Source organism: Rhizobium sp. Root1220 (assembly GCF_001426265.1).
In the GTDB taxonomy this organism is placed as follows: domain Bacteria; phylum Pseudomonadota; class Alphaproteobacteria; order Rhizobiales; family Rhizobiaceae; genus Rhizobium.
The window spans coordinates 100703-117432 of record NZ_LMDG01000001.1; the positions used below are offsets into that span (position 1 = coordinate 100703).

Annotated in this window: 17 protein-coding genes, 2 tRNA genes and 1 riboswitch; of the genes, 7 read left to right on the forward strand and 12 right to left on the reverse strand. The window is 58.8% G+C overall.

What is annotated here, in order from left to right; translation table 11 throughout:
- Positions 1–12 precede the first annotated feature (12 nt).
- The 4 genes from ASC90_RS00485 to ASC90_RS00500 form a co-directional block, all read right to left on the reverse strand.
- Positions 13–201, reverse strand: coding sequence for a hypothetical protein (locus ASC90_RS00485; protein WP_056534211.1), 189 nt, complete (start codon positions 199–201; stop codon positions 13–15).
- Positions 202–399: 198 nt separating this feature from the next.
- Entirely contained in the window at positions 400–588 is a 189-nt protein-coding gene (locus ASC90_RS00490) for a hypothetical protein (RefSeq protein ID WP_056534213.1), read from the reverse strand.
- Between the two features lie 249 nt (positions 589–837).
- A tRNA-Gly gene (locus tag ASC90_RS00495) sits at positions 838–911 on the reverse strand.
- A gap of 56 nt (positions 912–967) precedes the next feature.
- Entirely contained in the window at positions 968–2062 is a 1095-nt protein-coding gene (locus tag ASC90_RS00500; protein ID WP_056534215.1) for a 2'-deoxycytidine 5'-triphosphate deaminase, read from the reverse strand.
- 73 nt (positions 2063–2135) lie between these two features.
- A riboswitch (SAM riboswitch) is annotated at positions 2136–2214 on the forward strand.
- 46 nt (positions 2215–2260) lie between these two features.
- On the opposite strand from ASC90_RS00500, the gene ASC90_RS00505 reads away from it, so the two are divergent.
- Both ASC90_RS00505 and apaG read left to right on the forward strand, forming a co-directional pair.
- Positions 2261–3445: an O-succinylhomoserine sulfhydrylase gene (locus ASC90_RS00505; RefSeq protein ID WP_056534217.1), complete on the forward strand. Its 1185-nt coding sequence runs from the start codon at positions 2261–2263 to the stop codon at positions 3443–3445.
- Between the two features lie 211 nt (positions 3446–3656).
- Positions 3657–4049 carry a Co2+/Mg2+ efflux protein ApaG gene (gene apaG / locus ASC90_RS00510; protein WP_056534219.1) on the forward strand — a complete coding sequence of 131 codons (393 nt, stop codon included), beginning with the start codon at positions 3657–3659 and terminating at the stop codon, positions 4047–4049.
- On the opposite strand, the gene ASC90_RS00515 is transcribed toward apaG, so the two are convergent.
- The 3 genes from ASC90_RS00515 to ASC90_RS00525 form a co-directional block, all read right to left on the reverse strand.
- Positions 4033–5043, reverse strand: a complete 1011-nt coding sequence (locus ASC90_RS00515; protein WP_056534221.1) for an Hsp33 family molecular chaperone — start codon at positions 5041–5043, stop codon at positions 4033–4035. The genes apaG and ASC90_RS00515 overlap by 17 nt on opposite strands.
- 93 nt (positions 5044–5136) lie before the next feature.
- Positions 5137–6054, reverse strand: a complete 918-nt coding sequence (gene argF / locus ASC90_RS00520; RefSeq protein WP_056534223.1) for an ornithine carbamoyltransferase — start codon at positions 6052–6054, stop codon at positions 5137–5139.
- A 46-nt stretch (positions 6055–6100) separates the two neighbouring features.
- Positions 6101–7297, reverse strand: coding sequence for an aspartate aminotransferase family protein (locus ASC90_RS00525; protein WP_056534225.1), 1197 nt, complete (start codon positions 7295–7297; stop codon positions 6101–6103).
- 426 nt (positions 7298–7723) lie between these two features.
- Between ASC90_RS00525 and ASC90_RS00530 the strand changes: the two genes are divergently transcribed.
- Positions 7724–8257 carry a GcrA family cell cycle regulator gene (locus tag ASC90_RS00530; RefSeq protein WP_056534227.1) on the forward strand — a complete coding sequence of 178 codons (534 nt, stop codon included), beginning with the start codon at positions 7724–7726 and terminating at the stop codon, positions 8255–8257.
- A 260-nt stretch (positions 8258–8517) separates the two neighbouring features.
- Here ASC90_RS00530 and phoR read toward each other — a convergent pair whose 3' ends face one another.
- The gene (gene phoR / locus ASC90_RS00535; protein WP_056535180.1) at positions 8518–9741 is read right to left on the reverse strand and encodes a phosphate regulon sensor histidine kinase PhoR; all 1224 of its coding nucleotides are present in this window, start codon (positions 9739–9741) and stop codon (positions 8518–8520) included.
- A 234-nt stretch (positions 9742–9975) separates the two neighbouring features.
- On the opposite strand from phoR, the gene ppk2 reads away from it, so the two are divergent.
- Positions 9976–10857: a polyphosphate kinase 2 gene (ppk2, locus tag ASC90_RS00540; RefSeq protein WP_056534229.1), complete on the forward strand. Its 882-nt coding sequence runs from the start codon at positions 9976–9978 to the stop codon at positions 10855–10857.
- 1 nt (position 10858) lies between these two features.
- Here ppk2 and ASC90_RS00545 read toward each other — a convergent pair whose 3' ends face one another.
- On the reverse strand, positions 10859–12052 hold the full coding sequence (locus ASC90_RS00545; protein WP_056534230.1) for a hypothetical protein: 1194 nt from the start codon (positions 12050–12052) through the stop codon (positions 10859–10861).
- Positions 12053–12308: 256 nt separating this feature from the next.
- On the opposite strand from ASC90_RS00545, the gene ASC90_RS00550 reads away from it, so the two are divergent.
- Together ASC90_RS00550 and ASC90_RS00555 are read left to right on the forward strand one after the other, a co-directional pair.
- The gene (locus ASC90_RS00550; protein ID WP_056534232.1) at positions 12309–13268 is read left to right on the forward strand and encodes a nitronate monooxygenase family protein; all 960 of its coding nucleotides are present in this window, start codon (positions 12309–12311) and stop codon (positions 13266–13268) included.
- Between the two features lie 129 nt (positions 13269–13397).
- Positions 13398–13473, forward strand: a tRNA-Thr gene (locus ASC90_RS00555).
- An 81-nt stretch (positions 13474–13554) separates the two neighbouring features.
- Here ASC90_RS00555 and ASC90_RS00560 read toward each other — a convergent pair.
- Together ASC90_RS00560 and ASC90_RS00565 are read right to left on the reverse strand one after the other, a co-directional pair.
- Complete coding sequence (locus tag ASC90_RS00560; protein ID WP_056534234.1) at positions 13555–14067, reverse strand: hypothetical protein; 513 nt, start codon at positions 14065–14067, stop codon at positions 13555–13557.
- A 2-nt stretch (positions 14068–14069) separates the two neighbouring features.
- Positions 14070–14528, reverse strand: a complete 459-nt coding sequence (locus ASC90_RS00565; RefSeq protein ID WP_056534236.1) for a hypothetical protein — start codon at positions 14526–14528, stop codon at positions 14070–14072.
- Positions 14529–14947: 419 nt separating this feature from the next.
- Between ASC90_RS00565 and ASC90_RS00570 the strand changes: the two genes are divergently transcribed.
- On the forward strand, positions 14948–15301 hold the full coding sequence (locus tag ASC90_RS00570; protein ID WP_056534238.1) for a hypothetical protein: 354 nt from the start codon (positions 14948–14950) through the stop codon (positions 15299–15301).
- 765 nt (positions 15302–16066) lie between these two features.
- Here ASC90_RS00570 and ASC90_RS00580 read toward each other — a convergent pair.
- Entirely contained in the window at positions 16067–16672 is a 606-nt protein-coding gene (locus tag ASC90_RS00580) for a class I SAM-dependent methyltransferase (RefSeq protein ID WP_056534242.1), read from the reverse strand.
- Positions 16673–16730 lie beyond the last annotated feature (58 nt).

Sequence of the window (16730 nt, forward strand, 5' to 3'; positions counted from 1 at the left end):
GCGCCGTGGAACTCAAACAAAGCCGATCGGAATCTCTCCGATTTCGCGGCCGCGACCGTAGTCCCGTTCATATGAAGAGCGATCATCGTCCCGCTTGTAGGCGGCGACCGCCATTTCGGGTGCATGGTAACCATCCGCGTAGGTACCGGTGTCGCCGTAATCCCGGATCTCGCGCTTCGCCGTGAAAATCTTCAAAAGCATTCTGGCACTCCTCCTGATCATGCCGACAACGACCAACAGTCGCCTGCGTTCCCGTGATATCGGAGAATAGTTAAAAATTAACCATGTTTATTAGAATTTTGTCAAGTATCAGCACGGAGTCTGCGACCGAGCTTCAGAGTTCGCACCGGCGACGGTCATCGGGATGGGGCAATCATCCATGTCGGGGCGACGGTACGACTAGGACAGATGATCTGGCTCCTTCTGGTCGATGACAACTATTCCTTGCCGGAATGCCTCGTCCTTGGTTGCCTGGATCGCCTGACGGATATGGTATACAGCGAGGTCAAAGTCCGGCCCCTCCCGCAAGGCGATTTGCCGGGCGGCACTCAAGGCAAAAACTAATTGCGCAACATTGGTCTCGTCCACGGGGCGTTTCCCTAGCAAGCCAGGAAGCCTAGAGCCCCATCAAACTCGCGGCAACGCTGACAATTGGGGGCTTCGATATTGGATCGACACCAGCGTGATAGTAGGAATGTACTATGGCACTCGTAGCGAATGACAATGAAACTTGATTGGTCGTGGACCGCCGCCCGTCCCAAGCCGAAGCACGCATTAAATACTCAAGCGAAACGCCATTGAAGTGGCCGCCACACCGACCGTGATCATCGAAATTTCTGGAGCGGGTGAAGGGAATCGAACCCTCGTATTCAGCTTGGGAAGCTGCTGCTCTACCATTGAGCTACACCCGCGCAAGATGGAGACTTCCAACAGAAGGCCCTCCCTGTCAAGCGGCCAAGCGATCGGATCAGAGGCGGAAGTGCTTCGAGAGCTTAAGGCCCTGCGCCTGGTAGTTTGAGCCCAGCCCCGAGCCGTAGAGGCTCGACGGCTGTTCGCGCATGTGTTCGTAGACCAAGCGACCGACGATCTGGCCGTCTTCGAGGATAAACGGAACTTCGTGACTACGCACTTCCAGCACCGCACGACTGCCGCGACCGCCGGAAGGCGCATGGCCAAAGCCCGGGTCGAAGAAACCGGCGTAGTGAACGCGAAACTCACCAACGAGCGGATCGAAGGGCGTCATCTCGGCGGCGTAGTGCGGCGGCACATGGACGGCTTCGCGCGAGACGAGAATGTAGAATTCGTCGGGATCGAGGATGAGCTCGTTGCGCCCACGACTATAGAGAGGCTCCCAGAAATCGTAGATGTCGTGCTGCGCCTTCTTGTCGACGTCCACCACGGCCGTATGGTGCTTGCCGCGGTAGCCGATCAGGCCATCCTTGTCACCGGCAAGGTCGATCGACAGCGCGATGCCGCCGCCCGACACATTCGGCTGCTTGCTGGCGACCAGCGTTTCAGCGTCGTGCAGCGCCAGCAGTTCAGGCTCGCTAAGCAGTGCCTGCCCGACTCGAAACCGGATCTGCGACAGCCGCGATCCGCGACGAACGACGATCGGGAACGTACGCGGGCTTATTTCGAGATAGAGCGGTCCGGAATAGCCTGCCGGGATCTTGTCGAATTCCTGCGCGTAGTCAGTGATGACGCGGGTGAATATATCGAGGCGTCCGGTCGAGCTTTTCGGGTTGGCAGAAGCCGACATCCCGGCCGGCAGGTCCAATCGCTCCATCAGCGGCACGATGTATACGCAGCCGGTTTCAAGCACGGCACCTTCCGACAGATCGATGACGTGCAGGCTGAGGCGATCCAGCTTGTCGGCAACCAAGTGCGACGGCCCCGGCATGAAGCTTGCGCGGACACGAAAGGCCTTGGCGCCGAGGCGCAGATCGAGGCTCGCCGGCTGGACCTGATCGCGATCAAGCTCGCGCTCGGAAATGAGACGCCCCGCCTCGAACAGCGCGGCGATCGCGGTGTCTGCCAGAATTCCAGTATCGCGAGCCATCATGCCCCATCCATAATTTGCCGCAGACAAAACCAAACTCGGGGAATTGACGCAAGCTTTGAACGGCAGTATTGCAATTTTATCCCGTGGTGATTTGGCCGGTCGGCTTGCAGCCACGTTAAACAAGTGGCTAAAAGGACCGGGTGCAAACCGGTCTGCTTTTCGCGACCGGTTTTTTTGTTGTTTGAAAGTGGTGATGGCATGAGCAAGACTTGGCGCCCGGCAACCCAACTCGTTCACAGCGGCACGCTCCGCTCGCAATATGGCGAGACCTCCGAGGCAATCTACCTCACGCAGGGCTTCGTCTACGAGACGGCGGAAGCCGCCGAGGCGCGTTTCAAGGGTGAATCGGAAGGCTATATCTACGCCCGCTACGGCAGCCCCACCAACGATATGTTCGAGAAGCGCATGTGCGCGCTGGAGGGTGCGGAGGAGGCCCGTGCGACCGCGTCCGGCATGGCGGCCGTCACCGCGGCCATTCTCTGCCAAGTCAAGGCGGGCGACCACATCGTCGCTGCGCGTGCGCTGTTCGGCTCCTGCCGATGGGTTGTGGAGACGCTCGCACCCAAGTACGGCATCGAATGCACTCTGGTCGATGGGCGCTATCTCGAAAACTGGGAGAAGGCAATCCAGCCCAACACCAAGGTCTTCTTCCTGGAGAGCCCGACCAACCCGACGCTGGAAGTGGTCGACATTGCAGGCGTTGCCAAGCTCGCCAACCAGATCGGCGCCAAGGTCGTGGTGGACAACGTCTTTGCCACGCCGATCTTTCAGCAGCCGTTGGAGCTAGGTGCTCATATCGTCGTCTACTCGGCAACGAAGCACATCGATGGCCAGGGGCGCAGCCTCGGTGGCGTAATCCTGTCCGACAAGGAATGGGTGACTGAACATCTGCAGGATTATTATCGCCACACTGGCCCGGCGATGTCGCCGTTTACGGCCTGGACGCTTCTGAAGGGGCTTGAGACGCTGCCGCTGCGCGTCAGCCAGCAAACCGCAAATGCCGCCAAGATAGCGGATTTCCTGGCTGACCAGAAGCAGGTCGCCAAGGTCATCTATCCCGGCCGCAAGGACCATCCGCAGGCCGATATCGTCGCCAGGCAGATGAAGGGCGGTTCGACGCTGGTTGCGATCGAGCTGAAGGGCGGAAAGGAAGCGGCGTTCGCGTTGCAGAATGCGCTCGACATCGTCAAGATTTCCAACAATCTCGGCGATGCCAAAAGCCTTATCACGCATCCCGCGACAACCACCCACAAGAACCTCACGGACGAAGCCCGGGCAGAGCTTGGCATTTCCCCAGGCACGGTTCGCCTGTCGGCCGGGATCGAGGATACCGACGACCTGATCGAAGACTTCGCGCAGGCACTCTCCAAGGTGATTGCTTAAGAAGGTCAAGCCGGTCGGATCTCGTCAGAAATCCGACCGGCGCCATGCGCCTAGCCGACCATCGTCTTCGGGTCGTCTCGGGTCCAAAATTAGGCTTAATACGCGAAACCTGCCGCCATTACTTGGATTTAACAGAGGATCCTCTCTCCGTTTGTTGACGGATGATGCCTCTTATAAGATACCAGTAACGTATTCTGACTAAGGTGCAGGCATGTATCGCGCCCTCACACGAGACATTGAAGTCGTCGTCGAACCCTTTTATCTGGAGGAGCAATCCGATCCGGAGGACGACCGCTATGTCTGGGGCTACCGGATCGTCATCAGCAACAAGTCGAGTACAACCGTGCGCCTCGTGAACCGTTACTGGAACATCACCGATCAGAACGGCATCGTCGACGAGGTTACGGGGGCGGGTGTCGTCGGCGAGCAGCCGCGGCTCAGCCCGGGCGACACCTACGAGTATTCCTCCGGTTGCCCGCTGGACACGCCATCCGGCCTTATGTTCGGCCACTATCAGATGGAAACGGACGAAGGCGAACTTTTCGACGTGGAAATACCCGCCTTCTCCCTGGATTCTCCGGGGCTGCTCAGGATCCTGAACTGATCTCCGCGGCCTGGGAGATTTCCTCGGCCGCAAATCGGTAAGTCGTCGAGCAGAATTCGCAGGTGACGGCGATCTGTCCGTCCTCCTGGCTGGCGTCGATCTCCTCGGCCGAAAATCCCTTCAGGACCCCCTTGATCTTCTCCCGCGAGCACGAACAGCGATCGAAAACCGCGCGGGGTTCATATACCCGCACACCGCGCTCATGAAACAAACGGAAGAGGAGCCGCTCGGTTCCCACCAGCGGATCAGTCAATTCGTCGGCGTCGATCGTCTCGACCAGCGAGCGGGCTTCCGACCACGCATCGTCCTCGTTGTGCCGACGCGGGCTCGTGTCGCCGTCACCGCCGTGCAGGTCGGCTGGACGCATGCGCTCGGGTGCTTCAGGCAGGAACTGGGCGACAAGACCGCCCGCGCGCCAGCGATGGCGCGGCTTTCCGGCCTCGTCACGATCAAAAAGTTCGGCTGCGGCCAAACGCACACGCGTCGGAATCTGTTCGGATTGACGGAAATATGTGCCGGCTATGTCCTCGAGCGTTGCGCCATCGAGAGCGACTATCCCCTGATACGGTTGACTAAACTTGCCCTGATCGATGGTAAACGCAAGCATGCCGCTGCCAAGCAGCTGTTCCGGCTCGGTTTCGCCGGCCGCTATCGCCTTCTCCAGCAGGGACTGATCGAAGCGTGCATAGGCTCGCACATTCTCCGGCGTCGAGAAATCGGCGACGAGCAGGTCCACGGGACCGTCGCCCTTGGTCTGAACGGTGAACTTGCCATCGAATTTCAACGAGGTGCCGAGCAGAACCGTCAGAACGACGACTTCGGCGAGCAACCGGGCGACGGGTGCGGGATAGTTGTGGCGCTCGAGAATTGTGTCCAGCATCGGCCCGAGCTGAACGGCACGACCGCGAACATCCAGGCCTTCGACCTGAAACGGAACGACATGATCGTCGCCGGCGAAATCGAACTCGCCGAGAGCGGTTGCAGTCTCTGCCATGGTTTTCTCCTAGTAGTCAGAGCGGCAGACAAGAGTGCCCATCCGCCTGCGCGGCCACCGGCCCTTCCGGCCGAATGTGGCGTCCATTATGGTTCAGATCGCGCCCAGGCACCAAGCAAGAATCGACTTCTGCGCATGAAGACGGTTTTCCGCCTCATCGAAGACCACGGATTGCGGGCCGTCGATCACTTCGTCCGTGACTTCCTCACCACGATGGGCAGGCAGGCAATGCATGAACAATGCATCCTTGCCGGCCTGTGCCATCAAAGCCGAATTGACCTGATAAGGCTGGAAAACGTTGTGACCCCGAGCCCGATGTTCCTGATTCATGGAGACCCAGGTATCGGTCACCACGCAATCGACGCCGCTGACCGCCCGGTCTGCATCGTGACCAAGCATGATTTCGGCGCCCTCATTGCGGGCCCAGTTCAGATAGTGATCCTTCGGCTCGGAACCAAGAGGCACAGCCATGTTCATGCGATAGCCAAACCGGGCGGATCCCTCGATCAACGAGTGCAGCACGTTGTTGCCGTCGCCCGTCCAGGCAACCGTCTTGCCCTTGATCGGCCCGCGATGCTCTTCGAAGGTCATGATATCAGCCATGATCTGGCACGGATGCGTGTCGTCCGTCAGCGCATTGATGACCGGAACGGTCGCATGCTCGGCAAGCTCCAGCAGGCGCGAGTGTTCCGTCGTGCGGATCATGATCGCATCGACGTAGCGCGACAGCACTTTCGCCGTATCGCCGATCGTCTCGGCGCGACCGAGCTGCATCTCGGTGCCCGAGAGAAACAGTGTCTCGCCGCCCAGCTGGCGCATGCCGACGTCGAAGGAGACGCGCGTGCGGGTGGATGGCTTTTCGAAGATCATCGCCAGCATCTTGCCGGCGAGCGGCTTATCGCCCTGGCCGGCCTTGAAAGCCTGCTTGCGGGCAAGCGCATCGTTCATGATCACCCGCAGGTCCGATGAAGTTACCGCAGAGAGATCGAGAAAATGTTTGGGGGAAGCCATGTGTCTTAACCTATCACGCCCGGCACTCGGCCGGGTACCTTTCCGTTCAAGCCGTCTTCTTGATCTTGGATGCGCGCACGCTCTCGGCGGCGCGCTCCAGTCGGGCGAGGCCTTCGCGGGCTTCGTCTGCCGTAACGACCAGGGGCGGAAGGAGACGGATCACGTTGTCTCCGGCCGGAATAGCCAACAGATGAGCCGCCCGCATCGCCTGCAGCAATTCAACGGCAGGCACGGCCGCTTTGACACCGAGCATCAGGCCTTCGCCGCGGACATCCTCGATGACATCCGGGAAGCGATCCTTCAACGAAGCCAGCCCTTGGCGGAAGACCAGGGAAACGTCACGAATGTGCTGCAGGAACCCATCCTCTAGAACGACGTCGAGCACGGCATTGCCGACCGCCATGGCAAGCGGATTACCGCCATAGGTCGACCCGTGCGTGCCGGCCTTCATGCCCGACGCCGCTTCAGCCGTGGCAAGGCAGGCACCAAGCGGGAAGCCACCGCCGATCCCCTTGGCGACTGCCATGATATCGGGCGCAATGCCCGACCACTCGTGGGCGAAGAGCTTGCCGGTGCGGCCGATGCCGCTCTGCACTTCGTCGAGGATCAGCAACAGGCCCTTCTCGTCACGTAGCTGGCGCAGCGCCTTCATGAATTCGTTGCTGGCAGGACGAATACCGCCCTCGCCCTGTACGGGCTCGATCAGAATGGCAGCCGTTTGGTCCGTGACCGCGGCGCGAACGGCATCGAGATCACCAAACGGGACCTGATCGAAGCCAGGAGCCTTGGGACCGAACCCCTCGAGATACTTTTCCTGCCCGCCCGCTGCGATTGTCGCCAGCGTACGGCCATGGAACGCACCCTCGAACGTGATGATGTGAAACCGCTTGGGATGACCCTTGGAATACTGGTAGCGCCGCGCGGTCTTGATCGCGCATTCCAGGGCTTCTGCGCCCGAGTTGGTGAAGAACACCTTGTCCGCGAAGGTTGCGCTGGTCAAACGCCTGGCGAACACCTCCTGTCCCGGAATCTCATAGATGTTGGACAGGTGCCAGACCTTGTCCGCCTGCTCCTTCAGCGCGCCTACGACATGCGCGTGGCCGTGGCCGACGGAGGTCACCGCAACGCCTGCACCAAAATCAAGATATCGTTCGCCGGTTTCGGTGATCAGCCACACGCCCTCTCCTCGCTCGAACCGCAAAGGGGCACGAGAGTAGGTGTCGTAAAGCGCGGCTTCAGCCATGGCGCGATCTCCTGTATCTAGCTATCAGCAACCGGACTCCGGCTAAAAAGCAGGTCCGAAAAATTAAAAATGCCGCCTTTCGGCGGCAGGCAGCACTATTTACTTTTCGCACTGCAATGTCAACAAAACTGAGGTTTTTCCGCATGCGTCAAGCTGCCATTGGCGGCGGCCGGGCCTATCAACAATTAATGTTGCAGAAATGACTCTCCCGTCCAGCAAGTTGGGGAAAACCTCGAATTCGATTCGCCGGGATTCAACCGACTCTTGTCACGGAGTCAGCCTCACACTAGGTTAAAACTCAATTACTAGACTGCATGCGGCGGAACTAGTCACCACAATCGAGCGAGCGTTTCTTGCTTCGGATGCGTCCGGGGCAACGGTGAAGGATTCTGCCTACACCAACGCAAATAAGGCGGAGACAGGGGCATGAACTGGACAGACGAGCGCGTTGAAAAACTCAAGAAGCTTTGGTCCGAGGGCCTCAGCGCCAGCCAGATCGCAGCACAACTTGGCGGCGTAAGCCGGAACGCCGTTATCGGCAAGGTGCACCGTTTGTGCCTGCCAGGCCGGGCCAAAGCCGGCGGGACATCCAGCGCGACAAGAACGCCTAAGCGCACGACGACTGCGCCGCGCGCTCCCAACTATGCATCTAGGATCACCACCCGCACCGTAACCCGCCAGCAGGGCGCGACGATGCTGAAGGAAGAGATCGAAGTCGGTGCGATCGAGGAAGTCAGGTTCCGTCCCGCTTCGAACGTTGTCGTTCCGATCTCGCGCCGCCTCGGCCTCACGGAACTAACCGAGCGCACCTGCAAGTGGCCGGTTGGCGATCCGCTGACCGATGACTTTCACTTCTGCGGTTGCGAATCCCCGGATTCCTCACCCTATTGCACCTATCACCAGCGCATGGCCTACCAGCCGGTGAACGAACGTCGCAAGGCCGCCAACCGGGTCGCATGAACCGGAAAGCCGGATAAGAAACAGAAACGGGCCCAGTGGCCCGTTTTTTTAATTGATAAGTTCTTGAAATTATTGGGATTCCATTAAATTCCAGCGCTGCGAAATGGTCAAGCTTCGGGCGATACAGCATGGCTAGCGGAAAAACGTTTTGCGATCGGAAACCGGAACGCGAGCGCCCCGAGGCACGACGCCAGCCGCCCGCCCTTCTGGCCGATAGGAAGGGTAACGTCGACCGTCTTGCAGATCAATTCGGCTTTACGTCAAAATCGCACGGTAAAGCGTGTTCCCGTGCCAACTTCGGACTTCACAATAAGGCGTGCGCGATGGCGCGTCAGGATATGCTTGACGATTGCAAGACCGAGGCCAGTCCCTTTTTTCGAGCGGCTGTCTTCGATGCTGACCCGATAAAACCGCTCCGTCAGACGCGGCACATGCTCGGCAGGGATTCCTGGTCCCTGGTCAACGATAGTGACCTCGACCGGCTGGCCCTGATTATTGCGCAGAAAGACATCGACAGTCTTGCCTTCCTGTCCGTATTTGCAGGCATTTTCCATCAGATTCTCAAACACTTGCACGAGTTCGTCGCGGTCTCCGAGAACCTCTGCCTTGCCATCCGGGAGGTGTAGCGCAATTTCGACGCCGACGTCGTTGGCGAGCGGCATCAGGGAATCCTTTACGTGACCGAGCAATGGAACGAGATCGACCTTCTCGTCCGGCGCGATGTGCGACTTCAGCTCCAGACGCGACAGGGAAAGCAGATCGTCCACAAGGCGGCTCATGCGCGTGGCCTGATCCAGCATGATCCCCAGAAAGCGCTCCTGTGCCCTAGGGTCGTTTTTTGCCGGCCCCTGTATCGTCTCAATAAACCCGCGCAGGGACGCCAGCGGCGTTCGCAGTTCGTGGCTTGCATTGGCGACAAAATCCGAGCGCATGCGGTCGATACGCCGCACTTCGGAAATATCGCGAAAAGAGAGAACGAAAAAGCGCTCGCTCGTCGGCTGGCCGTCGCCGAGATCCACAGGCGCACTGCGAACGATATAGACACGCTCGGAAGGTAGGCGTTCGGAATGCTCTATCTGGTTTGGCGCGTTCGTAGCAATCGTCTCTCGCATCATGTCCAGAATGCCCGGCGAGCGTAGCCGGGCGGATATGTGCGCGCCGATCGTCATTTCACCAAAGGCTTTTTCCGCTGCCCGGTTCTGATAGAGCACCGACGCGTCTCCGGAGAGCACCATTACAGGGATATCGAGAGCGGCGAGCGTTGCGGAAACCTCCGGCAAGAGGCTGCGAGCGGCCTCGACATCTTCACCGACCGGCTCAAGCGGCACCTCGTTGGCCACCGGGGTCGCATGCCATAGTGCGGTGATGATCAGTGCTACCCAAAGGCCCAGCACGGCCCATCCGTTCACGCCAGCAGCCAGGGCGATCAATGCAATCAGCAGGCTCATCAGCAGTACCGGGCGCTCCTGCCGAATGCGAGCGATCAGGCTTCGTGTCCATGGCATTTCGTATTCCAACCGCCCCGTTGCGACGTCGATTCGTACTTTCCGACTTCAAACTCTGCCTGATACCTGCAATTCATGACAGAAGTTTTCGACAGCGGCCAACAATCGAGACACGCGTGAGGAAACGCACAGCATTTTTTTGACCAGCAACCGATTTGATTTTCAACGAGAAATATGGTCGCCTGCTGCGAACGAAGCCCGAAGGGAGAAGCCATGGCCGATGAAGTCGAAAGCAGAGCCGTCGAACTGGACATTCGCGGCAAAAAACGTGTCTTCGACGTCGATGATCCGGTCCTGCCGGACTGGATAGACGAAGCCGCGCTTCAGTCCGGCGACTTCCCATACAACAAGAAGCTCAAGGAAGACGAATACCTCGAGCAGTTGCAGAAGTTGCAGATAGAGCTGGTCAAGGTTCAGTTCTGGCTGCAGGCAACCGGCAAGCGCGTCATGGCACTCTTCGAGGGTCGTGATGCCGCAGGCAAGGGAGGGGCGATTTCCTCTTCATCGGCCCATATGAATCCCCGCCTCTCTCGTGTTGTCGCGCTAACGAAGCCGACGGATCGTGAGGCTGGCCAGTGGTATTTCCAGCGCTACATCGCCCAGTTTCCGACGGCCGGCGAATTCGTTCTCTTCGATCGCTCCTGGTACAACCGCGCCGGCGTCGAGCCCGTCATGGGATTTTGTACGCCAAAGCAGTACGCGGATTTTCTCGTGCAGGCGCCACAGATCGAGAAAGTCATCGCGCACGAAGGCATATTTTTCTTCAAGTTCTACCTGGATATCGGCCGGGAAATGCAGCTTAAGCGATTCCATGACCGGAGGCACGATCCACTGAAAGTCTGGAAGCTGTCCTCGATGGACATTGCCGCGCTGACAAAGTGGGGTGACTACAGCGAGAAGCGTGATCGGATGCTCAAGGAAACGCACACTGAGTATGCCCCGTGGACGGTGATCCACGCCAACGACAAGCGGCGCGCGCGGCTCAACCTGGTTCGCCATATGTTGAAGACGCTCGACTATGACGCCAAGGACAAAGACGCGATCGGCAAACTCGACGACAAGATAATCGGTTCGGGACCGGGTTTCCTGAAATAGCCTATTGCCCCGGCAGGACGCGCACTGCGTAGAGGTTGACGCCCCGCGCCTTGCCGTCCACGTCGCTGTTGATCAACAGGCTACCCGGAGAGGTCGGCGCCAGCGAGCGGTCGAAGCGCACCTGAAGCAGAACATCGGACTTCTGTCGCGTGACATCGAAGCGATGGCGCGCGCAGTCCCCGAGCGATTGGAAATCGCACTCGACGGTGATCTGCGTCGGCTCGTCCGAAGTCGACTGCAACGTGATTGCGATCGTCGACGACTTGCCGGCCAGCTGCGTCAGCACATCGGCTGGAACCACGATCCCGACGTTACCGTCGCTGCCGTTGCTTTGGGAAATCAAACGCACCGCGGGCCCGTCGCTTTCTGCGACATTCTCAGTTCGGGCCTGAGCGCCCGTCTTTATCTTGTCGGTGTCGGACGGCTTGAATATCTCTATCCAGTCCGCGGAGAAGGAGTTCTGCGGATCGATGGTCACGGGGGAGGCACCGCCGGACGACGCCTCTCCGGTGTTGTCATCGTCGGCACCATCAAAGTCCTCCGGCTGCGTGCTCGCTGGGGGATTGGCCACACTGGTGTCGCGCTCGGCAGCGGTCATCAGCAGGCCCGAGGTGTAAACCCACCATGCCCCCATCCCGACGAAGGCGAGAAGCACGCACCACACCAGAAGCCGGGAAAAGAACTTGCGCGGCTTGCGACGGCCAGCGGCCCGCTCCGGCCGGAAATCCATATTGGCGGGCCGTCTTTCCTCCGCGACGGCTTCAGATGCCAGCGGCGGCGCGGCGCCGAGATGGTCACCGCTACCGGCATGCACGCCCGCAAGACTGGACTCGTCGTCAAAGCGCGGATCCTCCACGGCATGCCCGCGGGTCTCGCCACCAACCGCCATGCTCGCCGTATTGTCGGTCACGGAATGAACGATCGGCTTCGGCACCTCTACGACCGGTGGCACCGGCACCTCCGGGGGACCTTGTCGCGGATGCATACGCTCGCGCTCCTCCGCCTCGATCATGTGAATGGTCGTCTCAAGCCTGTGGCGATGAAAAGAGACCGCCTCGCCGTCAGTGATGTCCTGTTTGCGAAGCCCCGCCTCCAGCGCCTGGCGCGCGGATTGGTAAATCTTGGCTCGGACCTCGGGATTGTCGCGATCGGCATTGTCGAGTGCCGTTCTGATGGCCGTTTCTAATCCGCTCACGTCCGGTCCTTCACTCTGAGACAGGGCATCATGCTTGACACTTCATTAAATCCGGTACCCGCTGACGCTTCAAACCGCAACCCTCAGACGGCCTGAGCTCCGAATCCGGCAGGGGATAAGGGTCGGGCGCCCCAAACAACCTCAAGCCTTGATGACAATAGCCGATATTTTCGGAATCGATAGGCCGGCCTTTTCCTGCCGACAAGCATCTGCTATCAAATTGACGTTTTCGTAAACGTCAATTATTTGGTGTCCCATGGCCCTGCCCCCGATCCTGACGCAGAATCTTCGATTGCCGGTCGTCGCCTCGCCACTCTTCATCGTCTCGCACCCTGCCCTGACGCTCGCTCAATGCAGGGCGGGCATCGTCGGCAGCTTTCCGGCGCTAAACGCGCGGCCGGAGAGCCAACTGGATGAATGGCTGGCGATGATGACAGAGGATCTTGCCGCTCATGACAGGACGCATCCGGAACGACTGGCAGCCCCTTTTGCCGTCAACCAGATCGTCCACATGTCGAACAAGCGGCTGGAACACGATCTAGGGCTCTGCGTGAAATACCGGGTGCCAATCGTGATTTCGTCGCTCGGCGCCGTTCCCGAAGTCAATGCAGCGGTGCATTCCTATGGAGGGATCGTGCTCCACGACGTCGTCAACAACCGTCATGCGAATTCCGCCATCCGCAAGGGGGCAGATGGCCTGATCGCCGTTGCGGCGGGCGCCGGCGGACATGCCGGCACCCTTTCACCCTTTGCGCTGATCCAGGAAATACGCGAATGGTTCGATGGCCCCCTGCTGCTTGCGGGCGCCATCGCCAATGGCGGCGCCATCCTAGCCGCTCAAGCGATGGGGGCGGACATGGCCTATATCGGCACGCCCTTCATCGCCACGGAGGAGGCTCGCGCATCGGACGCGTACAAGCAGGCAATCGTCCAGGGCGCAGCCAGTGACATCGTCTACTCCAACTACTTCACCGGCGTGCACGGCAATTATCTGAGGCCGTCGGTCAAGGCGGCCGGCCTTAATCCGGACGACCTGCCGGTCGCTGACCCTTCGAAGATGGATTTCGAACAGGCCGTCGGCGGCGCCAAGGCCTGGAAGGATATCTGGGGCAGCGGCCAGGGTATCGGCGCCATCAAGTCGATCGAACGCGTCGGAGCGCTTGTCGATCGACTTGAAGACGAATACCGGGCGGCCCGCGCGCGGCTGTCGCTCTAAGTCCATCCATGGCTCCTCCGCAAGCAGCTGCTTTTTTGCGGAAGACCGAACTGGACGCTTGAAATCTCCAATCAATGGCTGTATCAGCGCCGTGCAAGTCGCGGCCAGCATGTTTGTGTCGCGGAAATTGCCGCTTTAGCTCAGTCGGTAGAGCACGTCATTCGTAATGACGGGGTCAGGTGTTCGAGTCACCTAAGCGGCACCATTCTTCTCCTTAAAATACAGTCACCCAGAATATCCGCCATTTCTGCTCTTCGGCTTTAGCTTGGGCCGCCACGGCTGCTCACTAACGACGGCAGTAGTAGTTAAATGGCTGGGTCTCGCACATCCAAGAGTTTACATCCACGCCGACGCTCTTTGCGGCTATCAGGAACTCCTGATATTTGAGCATCAGGTATTCATAAATGACGGATCCTGCGCTTATGCCCGCCTCCGCTATTTGCCGCGCGATGTCACGAACTGCAGCACCGGCAGCCTCCCCGAGATCGAGGGCTTCGGTCGTGATACTATCCACAATCACCTGAACATTCTGTCGAATCTGGTCGCGCAGGCGCGCGAACGAATCGAATCCATTGCGGACCATCGCGTTGGCAGAGCGTTCCGCAGACTGCATCGCGATCGCGAGGTTGAGCCTAAGAGTTTCAACCGCGATAAACATGTCTTCAAGTCGATCCGGATTGGAAAGGGTTTGCCGGATAGTCTCGGTGGTCACGCTTGGCAATTCCTGAGCGCGAGAAGGGAGCCCAGCGAGCAGTGCAGAACCACTCACCGTCAGCAGAAGTAAACTTCTCCTATCCATTTCTACCCCCTTGTGAAAACGCTCCCAATAGCCTTCCCGACTCGGCTCAGTCCCAAAAGTGTGGCAATGACAAAAGAAATGACCGAGGCCGCCAAGGAATTAAACTGCCAGACAGCATTGAACTGAGATTTGTCGACCTCCTGGCACCAGTTAGCTTCGGTCAACAAGTTTCTGACGGTCAGCGCTACAACGCCCTTAGCACTAAATCCGAAGAACAAGGATGCCAGTGCCGCCATGGCCCCGATGGACAGGAAGATGGCGACTAACCAGGTCCTCCAAGTTTTGTTTTCCTCCTTGAGCACCTGGGCCAGCACTAAGGTCGATATTCCAAGGAATGCTATGCCAGCAAGCCACAGGTCATTTATTTGTCCGGTGGAAATATCTGCCCACTTCAACAGAATTTCTTTCTGCGCCTCTAGTGGCACAGGTGGCGTCATGTTGTCGGCAGCCGCGCAAGTCATCCTCGTGCCTCCCCCCTCAACGATACAAGCACAACAAGTCCGAGTAAACCTATGATTGATACATCAAAGGTAGTAAATCGGGCACGATGGGGATGTCCGGCCCGGAGACATAGGTAAAAGATCGTTCCAGAGACAGGGGTGACAATCTCGTGCCGTCGGAATAGCGACACTGCCGATCATGCCGTTTGCTTGCACCCTGATTGCCACGCTCATCCGACTGAGTTGCGCTAAAGCGCGCAGTGATCTCCGGCTGCATCCCGTTTGAAAAGGCCCTCCACCTCGAGTTTTCCGAAGCGCGATGGCAGCGTTTGTATCAGTCGGCCTGAACCTCAGTATGATTTCTCCAGGCATGCAGTGAGCTATTATTCTTCGACAATCCGCGCGTCGTTGGGTGCGGATAACGCCTAAAGGAGAATGCTATGTCGTTCAGAAAAGCCGCAACCACGGGATTGATCGCTGCAACCCTGGCAATCGCGTCCATTGTCGCCTCCACGCCTGCGATGGCCCACGGCGGTGGAGGTCATGGAGGAGGCGGCCATGGAGGAGGTTTCGGCGGAGGTTTTGGCCGTGGAATTGGTGGTGAACACTTCGGTGGCAATGACCGCGGGAATTTCGCGATGCACAACGATGGTTTCGCCGAAAACACAACTCACAGCTTCGGCCGATTGAACCATCGGGGATTCCACCGCTTCCGCGACAATGGATGGGATACCTGCTATCCAGACTGGTGGCAGGAACGCCACGTCGACACCTTCCAGAACGAATGCTACTGATCGGCTCCTCTGACGCAGGGCGCTTGGCCAAAGATACGCCGCCGTTTCGGGCGGCGTTTTTTGAGTGGCCTCAGGAACGCAGCGTTCAGGCAGAAACCGAACCGCATCGAACACCCTTGCAATCGAAGCGTTCCTTGCTCCATCGCCAGATGCCGCTTGTGCCACGGCACAGCAGCCGGGAAAGCGGCGCGAGGCGGGCATTCGCGTCGATGTATCGATGCGCTAACCTTGGCTTTCAACAGCTGCTGCCGCACGCAGAGGTACAGCGCATTAGTCCCGCCGAGATTTGATGCGCTGACGCATGGCTCCTTCCGGCCGTTGAAACAAACGGGTTCTCCAAGCGTTTTCAGTGTATGAAGAATTGGAGCAGACCGATGAAAAAGCTTCTATTGGCCACCGCAATCGCAGCGGCGACATTACTCAGCGCCGTACAGGCTTCCGCCCAGGGTATATACTTTGAGTTCGGTGATAGCCCCCGCTACTACGACGACTCTCCTCGTCTCTATCGCGCACCGCCGCGCTACTATCGCGATCGCTACGAGGGCTCGCGCTACGAGAGGCAGCGTTGTTGGAAGGAGCCTTATCAGGTTCGCAGCCACAACCATGAAATAACCAAGTACAGGACTGTGTGCCGTGACTAGCGTCGCGGCTGGATGCCTCCCAGAAGGCGAGCATAAACCGTGACCGGGCAAATCTCAGCCCCAATCATTGAAACGGCCCGCTTCTCGGTGCCAACGAGCAGGCGGGACGCTTGTGTCCTTTAGGCTAAATTCGCCGCAAGCAGAATGAAAAATGAGCGTCCGGCTCCAATGTCAAGTACTCGAAGCGCCATCCGCACTCCACGCAAAACTTGTTGACGGCTTCGACGACCCCGTAGACGACCGGCTTGACGGTATTTCCCGTACAGAAATCGTGGCCGGCGATGCGTCCGTCCGTTTTCACTTTCCGGTCGGCCAGCACCAGCTCTTGCCACGTCAAGGCAAAGGAGTGATCTGTGTCGATGTAAACCCAGTCGAAGACATTATCGTCGAATTGGGCCAACATATCGATCGAGGTGCCCTGCCGGACGACAACGCTCCCATCGGCTATCTCCGACTTGAATCTTTCGTTGATCACACCGATACCGCTTGAATAACGTCCCATATCCCAGGGATCGATGAGGTAGAGTCGTTCAGGCTCGTTTCGTGCCAAGATATCGGCGGTAAACGCGCCTTCTGCGACACCCAACTCGGCCACGATTCCATGCTTCGGCAGATGATCGAGAAGCTTGCCACGATCAGGAAGCAGCCGCGCCTGCGCCGTGTGGATATCGTCCAAAGCTGTCCGGGGTGTGGCTTTCCGAAGGGCGAGGCGTTGTTCTGGCGTTGTCATTCTTGCTCCGAATTGTTCGCTGATTGTCTATAACGAATGCCAGCCGTCGGGAAGAGCC

What these genes read in the sequence shown, in the direction of transcription:
- ASC90_RS00485 (WP_056534211.1), bottom strand. Translation starts at nt 201, where the DNA reads ATGCTTTTGAAGATTTTCACGGCGAAGCGCGAGATCCGGGATTACGGC.
- ASC90_RS00500 (WP_056534215.1), bottom strand. Translation starts at nt 2,062, where the DNA reads ATGATGGCTCGCGATACTGGAATTCTGGCAGACACCGCGATCGCCGCG.
- ASC90_RS00505 (WP_056534217.1), top strand. Translation starts at nt 2,261, where the DNA reads ATGAGCAAGACTTGGCGCCCGGCAACCCAACTCGTTCACAGCGGCACG.
- apaG (WP_056534219.1), top strand. Translation starts at nt 3,657, where the DNA reads ATGTATCGCGCCCTCACACGAGACATTGAAGTCGTCGTCGAACCCTTT.
- ASC90_RS00515 (WP_056534221.1), bottom strand. Translation starts at nt 5,043, where the DNA reads ATGGCAGAGACTGCAACCGCTCTCGGCGAGTTCGATTTCGCCGGCGAC.
- argF (WP_056534223.1), bottom strand. Translation starts at nt 6,054, where the DNA reads ATGGCTTCCCCCAAACATTTTCTCGATCTCTCTGCGGTAACTTCATCG.
- ASC90_RS00525 (WP_056534225.1), bottom strand. Translation starts at nt 7,297, where the DNA reads ATGGCTGAAGCCGCGCTTTACGACACCTACTCTCGTGCCCCTTTGCGG.
- ASC90_RS00530 (WP_056534227.1), top strand. Translation starts at nt 7,724, where the DNA reads ATGAACTGGACAGACGAGCGCGTTGAAAAACTCAAGAAGCTTTGGTCC.
- ppk2 (WP_056534229.1), top strand. Translation starts at nt 9,976, where the DNA reads ATGGCCGATGAAGTCGAAAGCAGAGCCGTCGAACTGGACATTCGCGGC.
- ASC90_RS00550 (WP_056534232.1), top strand. Translation starts at nt 12,309, where the DNA reads ATGGCCCTGCCCCCGATCCTGACGCAGAATCTTCGATTGCCGGTCGTC.
- ASC90_RS00560 (WP_056534234.1), bottom strand. Translation starts at nt 14,067, where the DNA reads ATGGATAGGAGAAGTTTACTTCTGCTGACGGTGAGTGGTTCTGCACTG.
- ASC90_RS00565 (WP_056534236.1), bottom strand. Translation starts at nt 14,528, where the DNA reads ATGACTTGCGCGGCTGCCGACAACATGACGCCACCTGTGCCACTAGAG.
- ASC90_RS00570 (WP_056534238.1), top strand. Translation starts at nt 14,948, where the DNA reads ATGTCGTTCAGAAAAGCCGCAACCACGGGATTGATCGCTGCAACCCTG.
- ASC90_RS00580 (WP_056534242.1), bottom strand. Translation starts at nt 16,672, where the DNA reads ATGACAACGCCAGAACAACGCCTCGCCCTTCGGAAAGCCACACCCCGG.